This is a genomic window from Butyrivibrio sp. TB (assembly GCF_900110805.1).
In the GTDB taxonomy this organism is placed as follows: Bacteria; Bacillota; Clostridia; order Lachnospirales; family Lachnospiraceae; genus Butyrivibrio; species Butyrivibrio fibrisolvens_C.
The window spans coordinates 19,810-38,408 of the sequence record NZ_FOER01000031.1 but is presented as its reverse complement, the minus strand read 5'-3'; the positions used below and the strand labels follow the sequence as shown (position 1 = coordinate 38,408).

The 18,599-nt window shown below is 38.4% G+C and carries 13 protein-coding genes and 1 pseudogene; 3 read left to right on the top strand and 11 right to left on the bottom strand.

All coding sequences use genetic code 11. The annotated features are described in order from the left end of the window. Positions 1–78: 78 nt before the first annotated feature. The 5 genes and pseudogenes from BMX21_RS16865 to BMX21_RS16840 all read right to left on the bottom strand — a co-directional run bounded on the left by BMX21_RS16865 (position 79) and on the right by BMX21_RS16840 (position 5,192). Positions 79–252, bottom strand: coding sequence for a PEP-utilizing enzyme (locus tag BMX21_RS16865; RefSeq protein WP_092046125.1), 174 nt, complete (start codon positions 250–252; stop codon positions 79–81). Positions 253–580: 328 nt separating this feature from the next. Beyond that, positions 581–1,085, bottom strand: a pseudogene (locus BMX21_RS19770) (MATE family efflux transporter). Between the two features lie 63 nt (positions 1,086–1,148). After that, positions 1,149–1,751, bottom strand: a complete 603-nt coding sequence (locus tag BMX21_RS16850) for a TetR/AcrR family transcriptional regulator (protein ID WP_177174089.1) — start codon at positions 1,749–1,751, stop codon at positions 1,149–1,151. 234 nt (positions 1,752–1,985) lie between these two features. Next, positions 1,986–3,506, bottom strand: a complete 1,521-nt coding sequence (locus BMX21_RS16845) for a hypothetical protein (RefSeq protein WP_092046116.1) — start codon at positions 3,504–3,506, stop codon at positions 1,986–1,988. Positions 3,507–3,851: 345 nt separating this feature from the next. Beyond that, positions 3,852–5,192, bottom strand: coding sequence for an ATP-binding protein (locus tag BMX21_RS16840; protein WP_092046114.1), 1,341 nt, complete (start codon positions 5,190–5,192; stop codon positions 3,852–3,854). Between the two features lie 282 nt (positions 5,193–5,474). On the opposite strand from BMX21_RS16840, the gene BMX21_RS16835 reads away from it, so the two are divergent. Further along, complete coding sequence (locus BMX21_RS16835; RefSeq protein WP_092046112.1) at positions 5,475–6,053, top strand: hypothetical protein; 579 nt, start codon at positions 5,475–5,477, stop codon at positions 6,051–6,053. A 276-nt stretch (positions 6,054–6,329) separates the two neighbouring features. On the opposite strand, the gene BMX21_RS16830 is transcribed toward BMX21_RS16835, so the two are convergent. The 5 genes from BMX21_RS16830 to BMX21_RS16810 form a co-directional block, all read right to left on the bottom strand. Further along, positions 6,330–7,382 carry a tyrosine-type recombinase/integrase gene (locus BMX21_RS16830; RefSeq protein ID WP_177174088.1) on the bottom strand — a complete coding sequence of 351 codons (1,053 nt, stop codon included), beginning with the start codon at positions 7,380–7,382 and terminating at the stop codon, positions 6,330–6,332. 274 nt (positions 7,383–7,656) lie between these two features. Beyond that, positions 7,657–8,187, bottom strand: coding sequence for a hypothetical protein (locus BMX21_RS16825; protein WP_092046108.1), 531 nt, complete (start codon positions 8,185–8,187; stop codon positions 7,657–7,659). Next, on the bottom strand, positions 8,184–9,251 hold the full coding sequence (locus BMX21_RS16820) for a hypothetical protein (protein ID WP_092046106.1): 1,068 nt from the start codon (positions 9,249–9,251) through the stop codon (positions 8,184–8,186). Before BMX21_RS16820 ends, BMX21_RS16825 begins: the two co-directional genes overlap by 4 nt. A gap of 801 nt (positions 9,252–10,052) precedes the next feature. Then, positions 10,053–11,309 (bottom strand): hypothetical protein, encoded by a 1,257-nt coding sequence (locus tag BMX21_RS16815; protein ID WP_092046104.1) that lies wholly within the window; start codon positions 11,307–11,309, stop codon positions 10,053–10,055. A gap of 215 nt (positions 11,310–11,524) precedes the next feature. Beyond that, positions 11,525–12,676 carry an AI-2E family transporter gene (locus BMX21_RS16810; protein ID WP_092046102.1) on the bottom strand — a complete coding sequence of 384 codons (1,152 nt, stop codon included), beginning with the start codon at positions 12,674–12,676 and terminating at the stop codon, positions 11,525–11,527. A 670-nt stretch (positions 12,677–13,346) separates the two neighbouring features. Here BMX21_RS16810 and BMX21_RS16805 point away from each other — a divergent pair. Together BMX21_RS16805 and BMX21_RS16800 are read left to right on the top strand one after the other, a co-directional pair. After that, a complete protein-coding gene (locus tag BMX21_RS16805) occupies positions 13,347–15,080 on the top strand; it encodes an ABC transporter ATP-binding protein (RefSeq protein WP_092046100.1) in 1,734 nt (577 codons plus the stop codon). Beyond that, positions 15,080–16,861 carry an ABC transporter ATP-binding protein gene (locus BMX21_RS16800; RefSeq protein ID WP_092046098.1) on the top strand — a complete coding sequence of 594 codons (1,782 nt, stop codon included), beginning with the start codon at positions 15,080–15,082 and terminating at the stop codon, positions 16,859–16,861. Before BMX21_RS16805 ends, BMX21_RS16800 begins: the two co-directional genes overlap by 1 nt. Before the next feature lie 110 nt (positions 16,862–16,971). Here BMX21_RS16800 and BMX21_RS16795 read toward each other — a convergent pair whose 3' ends face one another. Beyond that, complete coding sequence (locus tag BMX21_RS16795; RefSeq protein ID WP_092046096.1) at positions 16,972–18,525, bottom strand: carboxylesterase/lipase family protein; 1,554 nt, start codon at positions 18,523–18,525, stop codon at positions 16,972–16,974. Positions 18,526–18,599: the final 74 nt, after the last annotated feature.

Genomic DNA, 18,599 nt, shown 5'->3' with positions numbered 1-18,599 from the left:
AGCTAAAGGCACCAATTTGGGTTTGAAAGTGTAACACTTTCAAACTTCACTCTTGTAAGAGGCAGATAATAATCGCTATCACCCAAGCTTCACAACTTTGCCACTTGTCCCGTCAACCATGACCCTGTCACCATCCTTGAGTTTGGATGTCGCATCACCCGTTGCAAGTACTGCAGGAATATTATATTCCCTTGCTACTATAGCGGCGTGAGATAAGGTTCCGCCTGTATCTACGACAACTCCGGCAGCCAAAGTAAATAGCGGCGCCGCTTTTTACCATGGGTCTTAATACGCTGATAAAGCGCTCTTTGTCTTTTCGCCAGGTCTTTGCTGCAAAACGATAACAGTTGTAATCTGATTTACTGCCATAATTGACCATAAAGGTCGATAGCTTTGTGCCAAGCTCAGGATACCGTATCACGATCTCTTCATAGGAATGGCCTGTGTACAATCCTTAAGAGATTCTTCTGACTTAGCAATATTGTTGTCTATATCGCCAATCATCTTCCAATATCTTGGAAGAGCAAATATCCCTTTAGTGATCTTGATCTTATTACTTGGAAGGCGAGTTATTCCGTTGTCATCTATAGGATAGAGGCTTGCACAAGGTAAGACCTTCTATCCCCATTATCGTTGGCATTATAAAAGTGACCGGTATAAGGAAAAGCCCGTTTTCAGAAACTGTTACAAGGGTTGCTCTTCCAAACCTGCCTATATTCTGAAGCAGCATCCCTATCAGGATGTAATACCCCATAAAAGGCATAACAGATAGCTGCGCTCTAAGAAGTATCACCGCATAATCTATAACTTCAGCATCGTTACTGAATCTCATAACAAGCGGCTCTGCATATATATAAGATTGGAACGGATATAAAAAGAAATACTGTTACAGTGATATATGTCTGAATGAAAGATTTCTTAACTCTCGCATAAAGCCCTGCTGCTCCATAGTTGATGGCGCATATAGGCTGAAAGCCCTGACCAAATCCTATAACAAGGGCACTTGCTATATAAGCAATCCTCACAGCGATAGTAATTGCAGCAACTGCATATACACCAAAGCCGGCGGCTGTATTATTTAATATGATCGAGGATATGCTGCTGTGTCATATCAAGCTGCCTCGCTTAATTACTGATAACCTCTCTTATTAACGTGAAACCTGCATGAATTGTCTTACCTGCGCATAGCAATATTCATGGTATATCTTCTCAAAATGCTCTTTTGGTACTATCTCCGAGTTAGAGAGCATGTCTCCTCCCATGACAGCTGCAGATATGATCGCATCAACATCACAGCTTACCTTATAGCCGTTTTCTTCCCAGTACTGTACAAGCTGATTCATAAAGTTCCTGTATATCCTCCTGCCAGCGCCATCGTCATTCTTATCGCTTTGTATGAAAAAAGCTATACTGTCACTAACTCTGTTATTGAAGGCCATGTTATCTTTAAGATGCATACCCTCGCGGTATAGAAGATCTGACAAGAATCCTACCGGATCAGCCAGCGTCTTGTCTTTGTGTTCTAGCATGAGGTCAGTCTTCTCCCTTATCCTCAGAAGGATCAGGTCTGTTACAAATGCATCTTTATCCTTGTAAAAAGAATAAAAGCCTCCCTGCGCTATACCGACTCTCTTTGTAAGCTCTCGAATCGATACATTCTTGATTCCGTCCTGTGCAAGGAGCTTTAAACCCTCACGCCTTAACTTTTCGATAGTCTGTTCTTTCTCTTCGTCTGTAAATGCCTTGCCCATGCTAACCTCCATAAGATGCCATCTCACAATATGGCGATTATTATCGAATGTGGCTACGTTCACCGCCAGTCTATGAACAAATAAGCTGCATGTTCATAGGCTGTCAAATATTTTTTCAAAAAAATAGCGTAGCAGCTTCAATGCCACTACGCTTAAGTTTTAGTGAGTTATATTTTTTTACAATTATATTATCTGTATATGGTATTTTGATCTATCATATTTTTATGATATTTACTATCTGCGATGCCTCCAATATCCGGGATAGTAGACCGGATAGCCATCTGCATTGCCTATTCCCACGAAAAATAATGCAACTATACCGAATCCTATTATGACTGTGATGATCTTATAAGGTATTAATTGAACAGTATTCCTGAACTCCATATCATTGGAGAATCTGTATGCGAATAGTACAAAAACAGTTATGCAAGCAATTAGTGTTATAAGGATAGGCGGTATTATTAATAATAATCGGATTCTTTTTGATACAGGGTTAAGATCCCTTTCTGTAAATGAGAGCTGTTCTCCTTTTGCTAATTGCTTTCTTTTTCTTGTATAGTATGCTGCTTTTTTTAGGCTTCCTATGAGTATAAGCTGTGTGTAACAGGCATATGCCATAGCCTTCCATGTGGTCGCTTCGGCAAGTTGTTTTAACTTTTCCTTGGCTTCTTTGATGGGTATTTCTTCTGCACTTTGTGGAATGGTTATATAGAGATTGTCTTCGTCATAATATTTTACTGTAAAGTTATCCTCAAATACTCTTGTGGTTCTGTGAATAATGGAGCAAAACTTCTTGTATTCTTCGATTATCTTGTAATCTTCTTCGTTAGCAAAACCTTTTTTGATTGCTCTTCTAGCCATAAATGCTGCAAGGTTGATAGCTGTACCTCTGCGGGTATTTTGATTGGTATTCCAAGTATCTGTCGGAGCATCGAAATACCTGTATTCATCCTCTTTTCTTTTACTAAGAGTATCGACTATCTTGCTATAAACTTCATCAGATGTTGCTACTACCGAGCTTTCGTATCCGTCTATGCTACTGTAAGTTAAGTCTAGCTGAAAGGCTTTTTCGTAAAAATATTTTTCCAGTCCATGTGTTTCATTTTCAGTATTACAGTGAATGATCTCGTTTGCAAGGTATTTTCCCAGGAAGGCGAGGTTGTTTGAAGCAAAGGAGTCAATAAATTTATCTCTTGTGGTGTAGTTTCCTTTTTTTGTTCTAACGGGCCTTATGAAAGAGTCGTTAATCTTATTTGTAGCTACTTTATGTAACCTTTCTAGTATTTCCAGTCTTTTTGATGGTGTGAGAAGTTTCACTATTGTCGGGATTAAATTGTATGCGTTAATTCTGGATGTGTATTGTGTAGCGCTTTTAAGAGTAGTGTTAGCAGGGTGCTCAGCTTCAAGTAATGCTACTATATAGTCTACTGCCTGTGATGCATTAAAGTTTTTTTGGAATATTAGTGCTTGAGGATAACCTGCTCCGCCTTTCGCACTTCTTATTTCCATTAATGCAAAGGTACTGGTTTTTCTTATATAAATGAGCTGTTTTACAGGTGTATAGTTCGCGTAGTTTTTATCATCACGGTCCTTTGCGATAGCGTAGTAGTTAATAGTGCCTAGTTCATTTACCTGTGTGGTTTTATACTGAACAAAATATTTTTCAGGATAATTGTTACGTTCGAAACAAGTAACATAATCTGAATTTATTATACGTCCAAGATAATACTTGGCTGTATTTGTATTGCTTGTCATGTAAAAATCTTTCCTTTCAGTGGATGCATAATTCTTTATCCTTTTATAATATAACACACAATTTAGTTTTACGCAACTACTATTTGCGAAAAAACGATTTATTGTCGATGATCCGTTTAGACAAGGGTGGTGCAAGCTTGCGAAAACGGCTGGCTGATGTTGCGAGAGGGGAATTTTGTGGCAAATATGTAGTAGTATGTGGTTGTATACGATGCAGCTTCTAGATGAGAAATATGAGCAAAAAATATAGAGCATCTTTCTGTAGATGCTCTATAGAATTATGGTAATCTACAATTCTACTTTCTTGAGGTAGCTGTATTTGCTTTATGTTAAGGCTATAGATGGTTAACTGAGTTCTTCCAATATAAATGGAAGCATGTAAATTGGTCTTAATTTAAGTTCGTTATCATGTCCAACATCCTTTTGCGAAAACAGATACATTTCCGCCACATATTTTGAATATTTTTTACTGAAAGCGTCAATGGAATCATGCTTCTTTGAAGCGGATGATTTTACCTCTATCGGAACGATTTTTGTGTCTTTTTGCACAATAAAATCCACTTCATAAGAATGTGTGCTGTTTTCCTTTTTCCAAGTATGATAGTAAAGATCAGTATTTGTTGCGGTGATGATCTGGGCTACTGCGTTTTCATATAAATATCCAAGGTCTGCAGGAAGTTTATCACTCAGTAGCTTATTGTAGATATTCTCACTGGTTTTTCCGGATGCTTTGAAGATCATAGTCGTAAATAAGCCTGTATCAGATAAGTACAACTTGTATGTATCGCTGTCTTTTGTCTGAGATAACGCAATACTTGGATTTCTGGTGTTATAGCAGGGGATTACTGTCTTTGAATCCAATAGATCAGAAAGACATAGCGTATCCTTTTTCGTTTTTCTTTTTCCTGTAGCCTGTGAGATGAAATACTTTTTCTTATTTGTTGCCAATTGACTTGGAATAGATTCGTACATTCTTCCGATGGACCCGGATGGATCGATCTTTTTAAAATCATCAATGTAAAGTTCTATAATGTCTCGCTTAATGCGGTCGATCTCTGTAAAGTTCTTTCGTTTTATATATGCATTAACAGCCTGGGGCATGCCGCCAACCGCCATGTAAATACGAAAGTCTCGCATTAATTTTCTATTAACGCTATTGCCAACTTCTATGCCTAACTTGTAAAACTCTCTAAGCCTGTCATATGTATCGTTGCCTATTGCCCACATAAACTCTTCATAATCCATTGGATATACGGGGATTCTGTGTTCTTCCGAGGGAATAACTATATCTTTGACATTCTTTTTGATACTGATTAAAGAACCCGTTTCTATGTAATCATATCTGCCATCTGCTACAAGGTATTTTATAGCTTGCCTTACTTTGGGCTGGCGTTGGATTTCGTCAAAGATAATGACTGATTCGCGTGGATATAATGTGATATCGGTAACCGCTTGGATTCTAAGAAAAAAGATTTCAAGGTTGGCAATATCGTCAAAGACGTTTAACAATTCTTTGGTAATGTTTGCAAAATCAACCTTTATATAAGTCCTATAATTTTTTTTGGCAAAGTCCTCGGCAATAGTCGATTTTCCAACACGCCTAGCTCCTTCGAGAAGCGCAGCATATTCAGGCGCGTAATTGTCTTTCCATTCCTTTAATTGATCACTGGCTTTTCTTTTAAACATTTCTACTCCTTAATCAGATGTGCAAATTTTCAAAATTATTCCAAGAGTAATACGACATTTTTTCACTATTATTATAGTTTGTAAACGACATTTTTTCAACAATTGTAGCTGCATAAAAAAGCAAAATTTCATTAAAAAAACATCACGTGTGTACTAGTCAATAAAAGCAGTCATGTTTTTTAATCCCTTACTATTGAATCTGCTCTGCGCATTACTTCAAAATTACAGTTAGATAGGTGTTGTTTGCCTATAGATGTCTTCTAAGAGTAGAGAGGATGCACAATGTACAAAAAAGACAGAACATTTAAAGTGCTGTTTGGTTTTAATTTTGAAGCGGCTGAACGTGCTATTTTTACCAACATTGAAGCATACGGATTAAAAGTGCAGGGTACGAGCCGTTACACAAAAACTATGATCCGTGATTATATTAAAAAGAATCCGGATCTTGATGCCGTATTTTTAAAAGAATACTTGGACGGTGGTGAGAAATTTGGCGCTCTCGAACTGTCGGAGCTTGCAGATGAATGTGATGCAAACTTTGTGGTAATAATGCGCTCTGCGAACAAAGGAAGAGAAGCTATGAAGATCCTTTACTGCGCAGGCATAACAGGTGCTGTTTTTGCCGATGGGAAAAGGGGTGCTGACCCAAGGCTACTTGCGGAACTTGCGGTAAAGGGAAGGCATAATAAGGCGGCTAGGGAATATTACAAAGTAGATGCTCCAATGCCTGATTATGGAGTTCTTAATTTTGAGGATTTCAGGGATACATATTCGTATCTTATAGGAAGTGATATCCCTGGTTCTACTATCATTGACAGGTTTATTGATATTACAAGGTCTTTATTGAATTTGTCTGATTAGTATTCGTTTTCCATATTCTAATGATCTCCCATTTCTGATGGCGGTTTAAATCGGCATTTTCGTATTATCCTTGCTTTTTACCCGTTATTGTAGTGAACTTCTGTGAGTGAATAGCTTAGTTATAGGCTTAAAGTTCCCTACTTTTTTAGGTATATTCTCGTCTTTTTTACTATTTTCCCCTTATTTGTCTAGGGTTTTGCTTATTTTTGTAATGAATTTCACTCGAATTACCTGTTTTTGTAGTGAAGTTTCTCTGTTTTAGCAATTTTAATCTTCTCATAATACTCTTCTATTAGCCGCCGCTTTCTTCTTCTCTTCTGGAAATTTTACGTATCTCTCTGATGCCATAAGGATGCTTTTGTGGCCAAGTGTCTTCGATACAAGTTCAATATCCCCTGTATCTTCGTATAGTGCTGTACCAAAGGTTGATCGCATCTTATGAGGAGTAATATGATTGTCTTTACCAAGTGCTATATTGGTATATTTTTTGACCATTGTTTGTATTGAACGGACCGCATATCGGTTATGTTGTCTTGATATAAACAGAGCGTCTTTTTCTGCTTCTTCCGGTTCGAATGAAGCCCTGGAGCCTTCTGTGTCTTTATCTCCTTCAAGATATCTTAGGAGTGATTCTTTGACATCTTCGCCAAAATATACAGTGTCTTCATCTCCGCCCTTGCGAATAATCCTAGCTTTACGATTACTCAGGTCTATGTCGTTTATATTTAGAGCTACAAGTTCTGAAATACGTACTCCGGTGCCGAGTAAGAACATTATAATGGCTTCGTCTCTGAACTTCTCTTTTTGATGGCGTTGCAGGGCTATTCCATCAAAACCTTCATCGCTTCTGATAACTTCAAGCAGCTCTGCTATCTGCTCCTTGTCCATTGTTATTATGTCTTTTTTTCGTATCTTAGCATTCTCAATCTTTGTAGACGGATCTTTCTCAATAAGATCATTCATGGTAAGGTAATGGAACATTGCGCTCAGTGAAGCTATCTTTCTATGCTTTGCCTCGTCTTTATTGCGGAAAATTTTTTCATTTCTCTTATATTCTGTTAGGTAGCTCATATACTCGTCTATGTCTTTTGATTGGATATCTTTTATTTCGCTTAATTTGACACATGATGTCTCTTCCGCATTTGATTTACCTGTAGCGATCATAAAATAGAGAAATTTCTCGATGTCGTATCCGTATTGTAGGACTGTAGATTTCTCTTTAGAGTTTTCTTTTGATACCAGGAATTCTTGTGCAAATTGCGGTAAGTTTTCCTTGATGATATTGATCTTGCGTAAAAGGTTTTTATTAGTATCTTCTCTGTAACTCATTTTAATACCTTTATATGTAACATATCTTTGATGTCGTTTATCCTTAGCTATCATATAACATTTTGACAGATTTAAGGAAAAAGCTTGCTTTTTAATATATTGCAACAAGTCTGCAAACCCTTGTGGTTGTAGTCTTTATAGGATTTTGCTCTCTTTTATTATTAATGCGTGAACCCCCTGTTTTACGCATTTAAGTTTTAATTGTCCCAAACCATATAGATTGTAATAATTTAATTCTGAATCATTATCTAAGACTGTATAATCTCCTGATGTATTAGTGGAATACTGTTGGTGTATTATGAAACAGACTTACTATGACGATTCCTACAATGATAAGCATTGTCACAGCGATCATTATTGGTATGAGTTTTAGTAAGCGTAGGCTTGGAACAGTCGAATTATTAATAAGTGTTTCTCTGATAGGTTCCTGATATATTGCCTTGCCTTCAGTATCATCGTACTCTGTGTAGGTTTCATTTGTTGTTGACTCTTCGTACTCCTGCTTGTCCGGAGCTTTATTTCCGAATCTATGACATAGGTTATAAAGGTAATCAATGTTGGCGCTAGCCATATCATCTGATAGTGTTGTTGCCTTTTCAAGATCGTCTATAAGGGACTTCTCCTGTTCTGTCAGTTCATCTTCGTTTATATAGGATCTTATCTCTTTTGCAGCTTCAGACTGTGCATTCAATGAACCCTTTGGATCTGATTCTGCTAGGTTGATTGCTTCTATGCAAAGATCATATAATCTTGAATTTGTATTAACTATCTGATTGAATTTATCTATAAGCTGTGTATTGTTCATAATGTGACTCTCCTTACTCCATTGACACATTTGCGGTGGTTCTTTACGTGTTTTTTTCTGCCCCTGCTGTTTCTTATGACGAATATTACCAAGATCACTATAGACAGGTGAAATGGTATTACGCTTCCTGTTATAAGATCTACATAGTAATCAGGTGATGTTGCTTTCCAGTTTGATATGTAGTACCAGAACTGTTCATATTGTTCGGTACTGCTAGCATATGAATAGTTGATGTTTGTATTAACCTTTACTTCGTAGCTACCTGTAATGTCATACATTCCATTTATTGTATTTTGCATTGTTCTCTCAAACCATGTCAGGCTTGCATATTTTCCCTTTGTCAAATCGTATGCTGTATATTCTCCGTTATCTCCTGTCTGCGCCGCAACGAATTGATGTGTGTCTGTACTTATTATAAGGCAATTAATTCCAAGGCTTGTTGCTAGGAGGTATGCCATATTTGCAAATCCTGTACATACTACTTTATGATCGCCATAGTAAGCATCGACAAAGGTGGGTCTTTCTTCTTCATCTGTTGATTCTATTTCTGCTATTTCTTTGCTATAGGAGTAGTTGCCTGCAATATAGTCGCATATTTCAAACATGATTTCTTTATTAGTGGAGTTATCGTCTATTTCATCTGACAGTTCATTTTTTATTATTTCTTGGATTACTGTCTGTGCTTCGTTTATATCGTATGCTGAACGGTAGATGATCTTGTATTGATCCCCTTTTTTTGTATAACGTAGATTTCCTCTTCCTAATAACGCAGTTCCGTCAAAAGGGGTATCCTTGCTGTCAATGGCATATAATCCAGTCATGATGTCATCTACGTAGCTTACCCATTCGTCATGATCGTTATAGTCTGTTCCTGTGAAGCTGGCCTCGTTTTTTCCTTCGATGACAAGCTGTTCATAGAGACTGTTGATGATTTCTTGATTGTTGCTCTCAGCTTTAGATATGATCTTTTGTGTTGATGTATTAAATGTTGTTATGGCTATGCTTAATGCCATTAGTGTTCTTATTATGTGTTCCTTCATATTGTATATTGCGATCCTTCGCATTTAGTATTCCCCTTATATAATATATTGTATCACATGTTTGGTTTTACGCAACTACTTTTTATAATTTTACGCAACTATTTTGCCGGGTATTTGTTTTTCGTTGAAAGTGGATTGCGTATTGCCTGATAATTGTAATGTGGAGGTGTTGTAAATAATATGAGTAACGATGCGATCATAATGCCTTGCTTTAAATTTCTGGTCAGGCACATCAAAACGCAGGAAGATCTTCTTGTTTTTGCTAAGAACTATTTTATGGTAGCAAATACACATGGGGGTATCCGAGCGTGATGCTGTTATGGGCTATGTTGCCTTTAGAAGTGCACTTACTAGTGAAAATTCTTTTTTGCAGCTGACATTATTTAAAGGAACCCCCTGCCTGCCCAGGACTTTAGGAAAGAGGGTCTAGGAGACGTTACAATTCCTGCTACTGGAAAATGTCCGTTATATGTCATATTTATGTAAACAGCATCTCCTGTATTCTACTTAGCATAAAGAGATTTTCTGTATACCTTAATATTCTGTCAGCAGTTAGTGTTTCAGTCAAACTCAAGCCACTCCTATTATACCAAACAGTTGGACATATGGTAGAAAGAATAGTGTCACAATAACATACGGTCAATACATTTTGACTCTATTGTATTATACAATTAAATATAAATGATTCTTAAGCGGTAAACTAAAAACGTATAGGAAAAGCTCCGTCAAATTGATAGAATCCTATTGGAGTACTATCAGTTTGGTGGAGCTTAAAAAATAGCGTAGCAGCTTCAAAGCCACTACGCTTAAGTTTTGTGATTTATATCAGTTGAGTTCTATGTATCCTGTTGAGAAGTCAAGTGAAGGATCTTCCTTACAGTTAAATGCTATACTCATCTTAACGTCTTTGGATTTTACATTTTCAAAAGTATCTTCAGAACTGTACAGAGTACTTGTCTTTAGCTTATATCCGGAAGGTATATATAAATCCCTAATTCCGTATATATCACAGCTTGCGTCATCTACAAGAATATCTTTGGTAGTTATCCTAAATGCTTTGTCTGACTTATTATTTATATACAGTATATAGCCTTCATCATAGCTTTCATCTGTATACTTGGCATATACATCGAATTTATCATTGGTATAGATCATCTTATACCCATCAAGATCGTATTCACATGTCTCATCATGAGTAGTAGTTAGCTTTATACCCTCTACATTTTCCTCACCATGCTTATAGTCATCGCAAGAAACATATATCCTGTCAAAATAAAGCTCTGAAATACCTTCTCCCGGAAACTGATATATCTGCTCATAGATAGTTACAGTTTTATTCTTCTTAAAACGACCATACATACTGATATAATTAGTATCACTACTTATCCCATTGATACTGTTGCAGCTTATAGATACGGATATGTTCTCATCATAGCTATTCTCTACAGTAAAGGCTATCTTGCCGTTAGATCTCATAAGTCCATTATATCTTCTGGTACTGTTTTCTTCATAATAAATGCCTGCGACTGTTATCTTAACATTGCCATCATCGTATATGACACCATCACCATTGATCTTATAATCAACATCAACGCAGTTACGATAACCATTCTTATCATTGAGCTTTTCATTGCCTCTATAGTTACCCGGACCATCTGTTACTAAAATGATAGCTCCCACTATCAGCAGACCAAAGACAAGAACACATAAGGTAATGATCCTTCTTTTGATCTTTTTTAACATCACAGCTGTCTCTTCTTTTACTTTGGATTCCTGACTACTAATTACTTCATCAGCACTTTCCTCGATAAAAGAATCACTGACATTGAATCTTGCACGCCAGTCCGCAGATACATCATACGGTGCTCCGCAATGCGAACAGACCTCCTCTCTTGAAGTATCTATCTGGCTTCCACAATATTCACAGGTAATCACAGGATTGGTGATCTTCATCTTCTTGACTTGTTCTCTTGCAGCTTTCTCAACTTCCTTATGGCTGAAGATCTTGTTCCTTACCTTTTTATATTTGACAGCCTGTATGACAATACCAATGACCAAAATATCGATCAATATAAAAAACATAAATCTCATTCCTCATTTTATTACTTACTAAAACTCCCCACTTGGATGGGCCGACCCATCCAAGTGGGAAGTTCTAGTCACTTAAAATACACGTAAAAACAATGAGAAATTATAAAACAAATTCAATCAAGAATCAATGATTTCTTAGATTTCTTAGATTTCTAATCGTATCTATAAACTTAACAATTGAACGGACCAGTGCGAAGTTACTTATTTTATGCTTTATTCCGGTGCTCACCCTTTGACTTTGATGAAGCTTCTTTCATTTCATCAAGCCTTCTTTTCTCTGTCCTCATAAGATATTTATCAAACTGAAGTCTTAATAGTGCTGCACATGGTACTGCTACCAGCATACCTGCTATGCCGCCAAGAGCGCCGCCTCCTATAAGGGCAGCTACAACCAATAAGGGATGAACCTCAACATTATCAGACAATAATTTTGGATTGATGATATTGCCATCTATAAACATCACGATCGCAAATATGATAATTCCAATGATCATCTTGTCAAAAGCTGCTGTAGGAAGACATACAATAACTAAAGTAAGATATCCGACAACTGGTCCAAGATAAGGGATCAGATTGCCAAGTCCTGCAAATACGCCTACAACTATCGCATAGGGAACTCCTACTATCGAAAGGATGATAGTTATAAGAACACCAACTATAAGTGCATCTGTGAACTGACCTCGAATATATCCGGAAAAGGCCTTGTCGGCATCCTTCAAAAAGACTTCAATATTGTCCTCTGCTTTCTGCCCGAATATAAGACGAAAAGCTCTGGTCCAGTATGTTGACAGATGGTTCCCATCAAGCAGGAAATAGATTGAAAAGATAACGCCAAACAAAAGTCCTGAAAAGAAGCTTGTAACAGCACCTGTTGCTGCTGTCACTATGTGACTTATGTTATCGGAAGCTATATCATATGATTCCAACTGCTGGGCTACAAAATTCCATATAGCCGTGTAATCAGCCTGTAACTTAAAAAACAGATTCTTGATAGATTCTATATTGAGAGATTCTACATTTTTATAGATCGCAACAGCAATGAGAGCAAGTATCAGAAGGATTGCCGCTATAACTATACCAAAAGTAAGGAGCACGCTAATTGGCCTTGCCCATTTATGCTTCTTTTTCTTATTAAAGAGCCTCTCAAGTCTCTCCACTATAGGAAGGAATAGATAGCAGATAATACCTCCTATGATCATAGGTCTAAATACTGCAGCAGAAATAGCCCATAGCTTAGACCAAAAGGGGCCGCTTAAAAGAAATAGCATTGCAATACCACCTGTTATCAAAACAGTGATCGCAGCATAGATGCATATTTTCAAATATTTCTTGTCAAGCTTTTTGAAAATCTTATCCAAATTCAGTTCCTCCAAAGATTATTAATGTAAATGACTTAAGAAAATGCACCTTGCCAGTTATCAAATGCCCTATATGTCAGTATTAGATAACTGGCATAAGGTATTTTCTAAAGTTGTTTACTATGGTTTATATTTAATAGATTTAATATATTTTCGTATATATTTATTCTATCATACTTCCAGAAATCCCTATCACTAAAACTTCACTCCTGCAAAGACTTTGAAAATGCCAATCTGTCCATGTGTGACGTATCTCATAATTATATGATAACAAAACAAGATTTTATTTATCAAAAATATTAAAAATATATAAATATCATATTGACAACTGAAAATAGCTATGTCATTATCAAAGAGTCAGTTATGCTACGACTGATAAATATTAAAGAAAGCGAGGTAAAAGCAATGATTAATGTGGCGAGAATAAATTTAGTGAATAAATTTAATCATGTATTTGTTATTACTTTACCTCGGGATATTCTACGCGGATAGAGCTTTTTGATCTGTCTTTATAGAATCATTATTGTGATAAGCATTCCCCAGGTAAAGATTTAAAGCTTACCTGGGGATTTTTTTATGCTTTTTTGGGGAAGCAAGGGCCCGTTTCCTTAAAACACAGTTCCGAGGTTAATAGCACTGTTACAGCACCAATGAGGAGAAAAAAAGAAAAATGAAGACACTTGGAAGTTATGTGCAAAAGCACTGGGCAACATATACCATGGCGATCATATTCATGCTGATATCAATTGCCCTAGACATGATGTTCCCCATGGTTACAAAAACAATAGTAAATGATGTTTTAGTTGGAGGCGTATATGATAACTTTGCATTTCTGCTTGTAGCTATCATGCTGATAGGACTTGGCAGAAGTGTATTCGGATACTTTAAAGAATATACTTTTGATAAAAACTGTATAACTATAGGAACAGAAATGAGAAAGGATCTTTTTGATCATATTCAGGGGCTTTCTCTTGACTATTTTGATGATGCCAGCACAGGCGAGCTGATGGCAAGAGTCAAGGATGATATCGACAAGATATACAGGCTTGTAGGTATGGCAGCTATGATGGGTATGGAAGTTGTACTTAATGCTGTACTCATCCTGTATTTCATGGTCAGAATCAATCTGGTTCTTACAATACTGCCTGTTACCTTCATGGCGATCTGCGGCGCAGCTGCGATCATCATGGAAAAAAAGCTTGATAAAGTCTATGACGAAATCAGTGAGGAGAATGCTCTTCTTACTACAATAGCTGAAGAAAACCTTGCAGGAGTACGTACAGTTAAGGCATTTGCAAGAGAAGACTACGAGATCAAAAAGTTCTATGAACACAACAAAAGATATCACGATCTGAACATGCAAGAAGCCAAGGTTATGATCCGCTTCTATCCTGTGTTCCAGCTTGCAGGCACTCTTCTTCCTGTAGCCTGCGCAGTATTCGGAGGTATATCTGTAATACATGGAAAGATGAACCTTGGAAGCCTTGCAGCATACATAATCTATGCAAGAAACTGCACATGGCCTATGGAAGAGCTTGGCTGGATCACCAATGATATCTCAAGCTCGATCGCCTCTCTTAAAAAGGTCAAAAAGATATATAAGGAACATTCTACTCTTTGCCTTGACCCTTTTGCCAAGCACGTTGATAAGGTTATAGGCGAAATCGAGTTCGATAACGTATCACTTAAGCTTGGAGACAAGCAGATCCTGTCAGACATCAGCTTCACCCTTCATAAGGGCAAGACTCTTGGCATCATGGGACAGACAGGTTCAGGCAAGAGTACTATCGTCAACCTCCTGCAGCGTTTCTATGATCCTACTGAGGGTACGATAAAGCTTGACGGAACAGATATAAGGAATATGGATCTGTCACAGGTCAGAAGCGCATCATCAGTTGTTATGCAGGATGTATTTCTTTTTTCAGATACTATTGAAGAAAATATCCGCATGGGAAGACGTGAAGATATGACCATGGAAACAATCGTGGATGCAGCCAAAAAAGCCAAGGCAGACAGCTTTATAGATAAGCTTGACGATAAGTATGAGACTGTTATAGGAGAAAGAGGTGTAGGACTATCCGGAGGCCAGAAGCAGCGTATCAGTATCGCTCGTGCTATCTCCAAAGATGCTCCTATACTGGTACTGGACGACTCAACTTCTGCTCTTGATATGGAGACTGAAGCCGAGATCCAGAAGACACTTGATGAGATAAAGAGCTCTTCACGAATCATCGTAGCTCACAGAATATCAGCAGTTCGTAACGCAGATGAGATCATCTATCTAAAAGACGGACATGTTGCTGAGCGCGGAACACACGAAGAACTGCTTAGGAAAAAAGGACTCTACTACGAAACTTATGTTGCACAATACGGAGCCCTTGACGTAATGGAGGTGAGTGCATAATGGCAGCTAACTCATTTCGCGAAGATGAGACGCTAAAAAACACGGACAGGCATAAGATATTCGCCCGTCTTATAAGATATTTAAGACCACATATATTTGAAATAATCCCGGTATTCATATCGCTTATGATCACAGTAGGCATAAGCCTTATAAGCCCGCTGCTCATAGAGTATGCAATAGACGTACATGTAGCCAATAAGAATGTCAGAGGACTACTACTTGTTGCAGCATCTATAGTGCTCCTTGGTATTATCTATATATCTTTTGTCAAGATCAGAATGTATATGATGAACAAGGTGGCTAACAAGGTTCTGCTGGATATAAGGCAGGAGCTATACGAACACATCCAGACACTATCCTTTACTTTCTTCGATTCAAGGCCTACAGGTAAGATCCTGGCCCGAATAATCGGAGATGTTAACTCCATGAAGGATGTTATGTCCAACACGATCACAAACCTGATTCCTAACTTCATAACTGTTATAGGTGTAGTTATTATCATGCTGGTCAAAGACTGGAAGCTTGCGCTAGGTACCTTCGTATCACTTCCTATCATGATAGTAAGTATCACCTGGATCAGGAAGGTCGGGCACAAGCGCTGGGAAGATGTACGTAAGAAATCCTCTAACCTTAACGCTTACGTACATGAGGATATCGCAGGAATATCTGTCGTACAGAGCTTTAATGCTGAAAACGAGACCAAGAAAACCTTCAGAGAACTTGCTGACAAACACCGAGACGCTTATATAGGCGCCTGCAGGGCTGTAGATCTATTCGGACCTTCAATTGATATGAGCAGAGCCCTGAACAGTATGCTCATATACCTTGTAGCAGTAAAGCTTCTGGGCTATACAGGAGCTTCTGTAGGACTTATCACTGCTTTTGCAAGCTATACAGGTATGTTCTGGAGCCCTATCATGGGACTGTCTAACTATTACAACCAGCTTGTCACCAACATGACTGCAGCTGAACGAGTATTCGACATACTCGATACTAAGGCAACCATAGTTGATAAGGACGATGCCAAAGAGCTCCCTCCTATCCTTGGTAAGGTTCGTTTTGAAAATGTAGGATTCTCCTACGATGAAGGTACTGATTCTGAAACCAAGGTTCTGGAGAATGTAAACTTCGAAGCAAAACCTGGCGAAACAATAGCTCTTGTAGGACCGACCGGCGCAGGCAAGAGTACCATAGTCAATCTGATAAGCAGGTTCTATGATATTCAAAAAGGAAAGATCTATGTTGATGACAACGACCTTACTGATGTTACCATCAATAGTCTTAGAAGCCAGATGGGTGTTATGACTCAGGATAATTTCATATTCCAGGGAACTGTAAGAGAGAACATCATGTATGGAAGGCTTGATGCAACCGAAGAAGAGATGATCGCTGCAGCCAAAGCTGTAAATGCTCACGACTTCATCATGGAACTTGAAAAGGGCTATGACACAGAGCTCAAAGAAAGAGGCGCAGGCCTGTCTATAGGCCAGAGGCAACTGATAGCATTTGCAAGAACTATGATCTCTATGCCCAAAATACTGATCCTTGATGAAGCTACAAGCAGCATTGATACTCATACCGAGCTGCTGGTTCAAAAAGGTATACAGGCACTTCTCAAAGGCAGGACGAGCTTTGTAATAGCACATCGTCTATCTACTATCAAGAATGCTGACCGCATATTTGTTATCAATAACGGAGGCATCATGGAAGCAGGTAGCCACGATCAGCTGATTGCAAGAAAAGGCGCTTACTACGATCTGTATATGGCTCAATTTGCTTAAAAAAAAACTGCGACGCTAAGAATATATCTTAGTGCCGCAGTTTTTGGCATTAATGTGAACATATCATTGGTGGGATATCAAGTTCCATATAAGCTCAACGCAACTTTTTATCAGTGCTGGATCTCTACATTTTCTCCGAACAGGTTCTTGGGAATTAGAGTCTTATGATACGCAATTAGTTCATTATCAAAGTTATGTCTGCATTCACAGGTTCTGTCAAAGATCATGGTAGCTTCATCTCCGGGTCTACTTGCATCCCATGTAGGAATCTCATCATGATTGGGATCTCCGGTCCTTGCAAAGTTAATAACAGCTCTGAATATCTGCTCCTGAAGCTTGTCCGAAACTCCCGGAACATTAGCAACAGGTACAAGGTCAATATTGTGGAAGAAAAAGGCTATGTCTGAGCAGTGCCAAGCCGGCTTATTGTGCTGTATCGGGAACTCAAGTGTGAACAGATATGAGTATACAGGAGCCTTTTCTCTCTTACTTGCTTCTTCAATAAGGACCTTGGTTGGTGCTCTGAAGATAGAATCATAGGATATAACATCAACAATCTTTTTATCAGGGAATGCTTTTTTGAACTTATCTATAAGCTCATCTGCCTTGTCATCACCATATGTATCAACGATCTTGGCTCTCATCTCTTCCTCTGTCATCCTGGTCTTATCAAATGTAAGAGGCATGAATGCGAACTCTCCGAATACACTTCCTATCATCAGCGGTATCTTCTTGGCATTGTCTGTAAATCCTACAAACTGGGGCTCTCCCTTGTAATAATCATTGATCATAGGTGACATGCCCACATACAGGCCCTGTTTCTTAATATCATCTGCAACCTTCTCATAGGCTTCAACCAGCTGAGGATAAGGAATTGTCTGAAGCTTATCAACTTCTGCTTCTGTAAGTCCAAGTGCTCCAAGCATAGCTGTAACTATCGGTCTTCCGTCCCCTTTGCCGGTATCCATGAAGTCTTTACCAAGAACGCCGCTCATGACTATACCTTTACTAAACAGTCCGTCGGCTTCCGGTGTCTGCATAAGAGATGTAACCTTCATTCCACCGCCTGATTGGCCGAAGATCGTTACATTTGAAGGATCTCCACCGAAAGCTTCGATATTATCCTTGATCCACTTAAGAGCAGCAACCATATCAGCATTGCCGCAGTTGCCCGAATTCTTGTACTTCTCACCAAAAGGTGACAGATCAAGATATCCAAGGATGTTAAGTCTGTGATTGATAGTTACTACGACTACGTCTCCTTCCTTGGCCATGGCTGCGCCGTCATAGCACAGCTGTTCTATAGATGATCCTGCAAAGAATCCGCCTCCATGAAGCCATACCATTACAGGCTTATGAGCATCTTTACAAAGACCCGTAGACCAGATATTGAGATTCTGGCAGTGCTCATCCATAGGCCAGTATGCATGAGGAACCATGATCTCGCCTCTCGGATTGTCCTGATGCATTAGTGGACATACCATACCAAAAGACGTTGCATCTCTGACTCCCTCCCAGGGTTCTACTTCTGTAGGCTGGCAGAAACGCTCTGCTTCTGCATAATGAATGCCTTTAAATATGTAAGTACCGTCAAAATAATATCCCTGTAACTTCCCCGCTTTGATACTAACAATAGTAGTATCATCCATCTTAAAACTTTTCATATCACTCTTCCTTTCTGCATTACAAGTTATGTCATACCAGTTTTAGCATATGATACAGCACCGGATAGACCGGC

What these genes read in the sequence shown, in the direction of transcription:
- BMX21_RS16850 (WP_177174089.1), bottom strand. Translation starts at nt 1,751, where the DNA reads ATGGGCAAGGCATTTACAGACGAAGAGAAAGAACAGACTATCGAAAAG.
- BMX21_RS16845 (WP_092046116.1), bottom strand. Translation starts at nt 3,506, where the DNA reads ATGACAAGCAATACAAATACAGCCAAGTATTATCTTGGACGTATAATA.
- BMX21_RS16840 (WP_092046114.1), bottom strand. Translation starts at nt 5,192, where the DNA reads ATGTTTAAAAGAAAAGCCAGTGATCAATTAAAGGAATGGAAAGACAAT.
- BMX21_RS16835 (WP_092046112.1), top strand. Translation starts at nt 5,475, where the DNA reads ATGTACAAAAAAGACAGAACATTTAAAGTGCTGTTTGGTTTTAATTTT.
- BMX21_RS16830 (WP_177174088.1), bottom strand. Translation starts at nt 7,382, where the DNA reads ATGAGTTACAGAGAAGATACTAATAAAAACCTTTTACGCAAGATCAAT.
- BMX21_RS16825 (WP_092046108.1), bottom strand. Translation starts at nt 8,187, where the DNA reads ATGAACAATACACAGCTTATAGATAAATTCAATCAGATAGTTAATACA.
- BMX21_RS16820 (WP_092046106.1), bottom strand. Translation starts at nt 9,251, where the DNA reads ATGCGAAGGATCGCAATATACAATATGAAGGAACACATAATAAGAACA.
- BMX21_RS16815 (WP_092046104.1), bottom strand. Translation starts at nt 11,309, where the DNA reads ATGTTTTTTATATTGATCGATATTTTGGTCATTGGTATTGTCATACAG.
- BMX21_RS16805 (WP_092046100.1), top strand. Translation starts at nt 13,347, where the DNA reads ATGAAGACACTTGGAAGTTATGTGCAAAAGCACTGGGCAACATATACC.
- BMX21_RS16800 (WP_092046098.1), top strand. Translation starts at nt 15,080, where the DNA reads ATGGCAGCTAACTCATTTCGCGAAGATGAGACGCTAAAAAACACGGAC.
- BMX21_RS16795 (WP_092046096.1), bottom strand. Translation starts at nt 18,525, where the DNA reads ATGAAAAGTTTTAAGATGGATGATACTACTATTGTTAGTATCAAAGCG.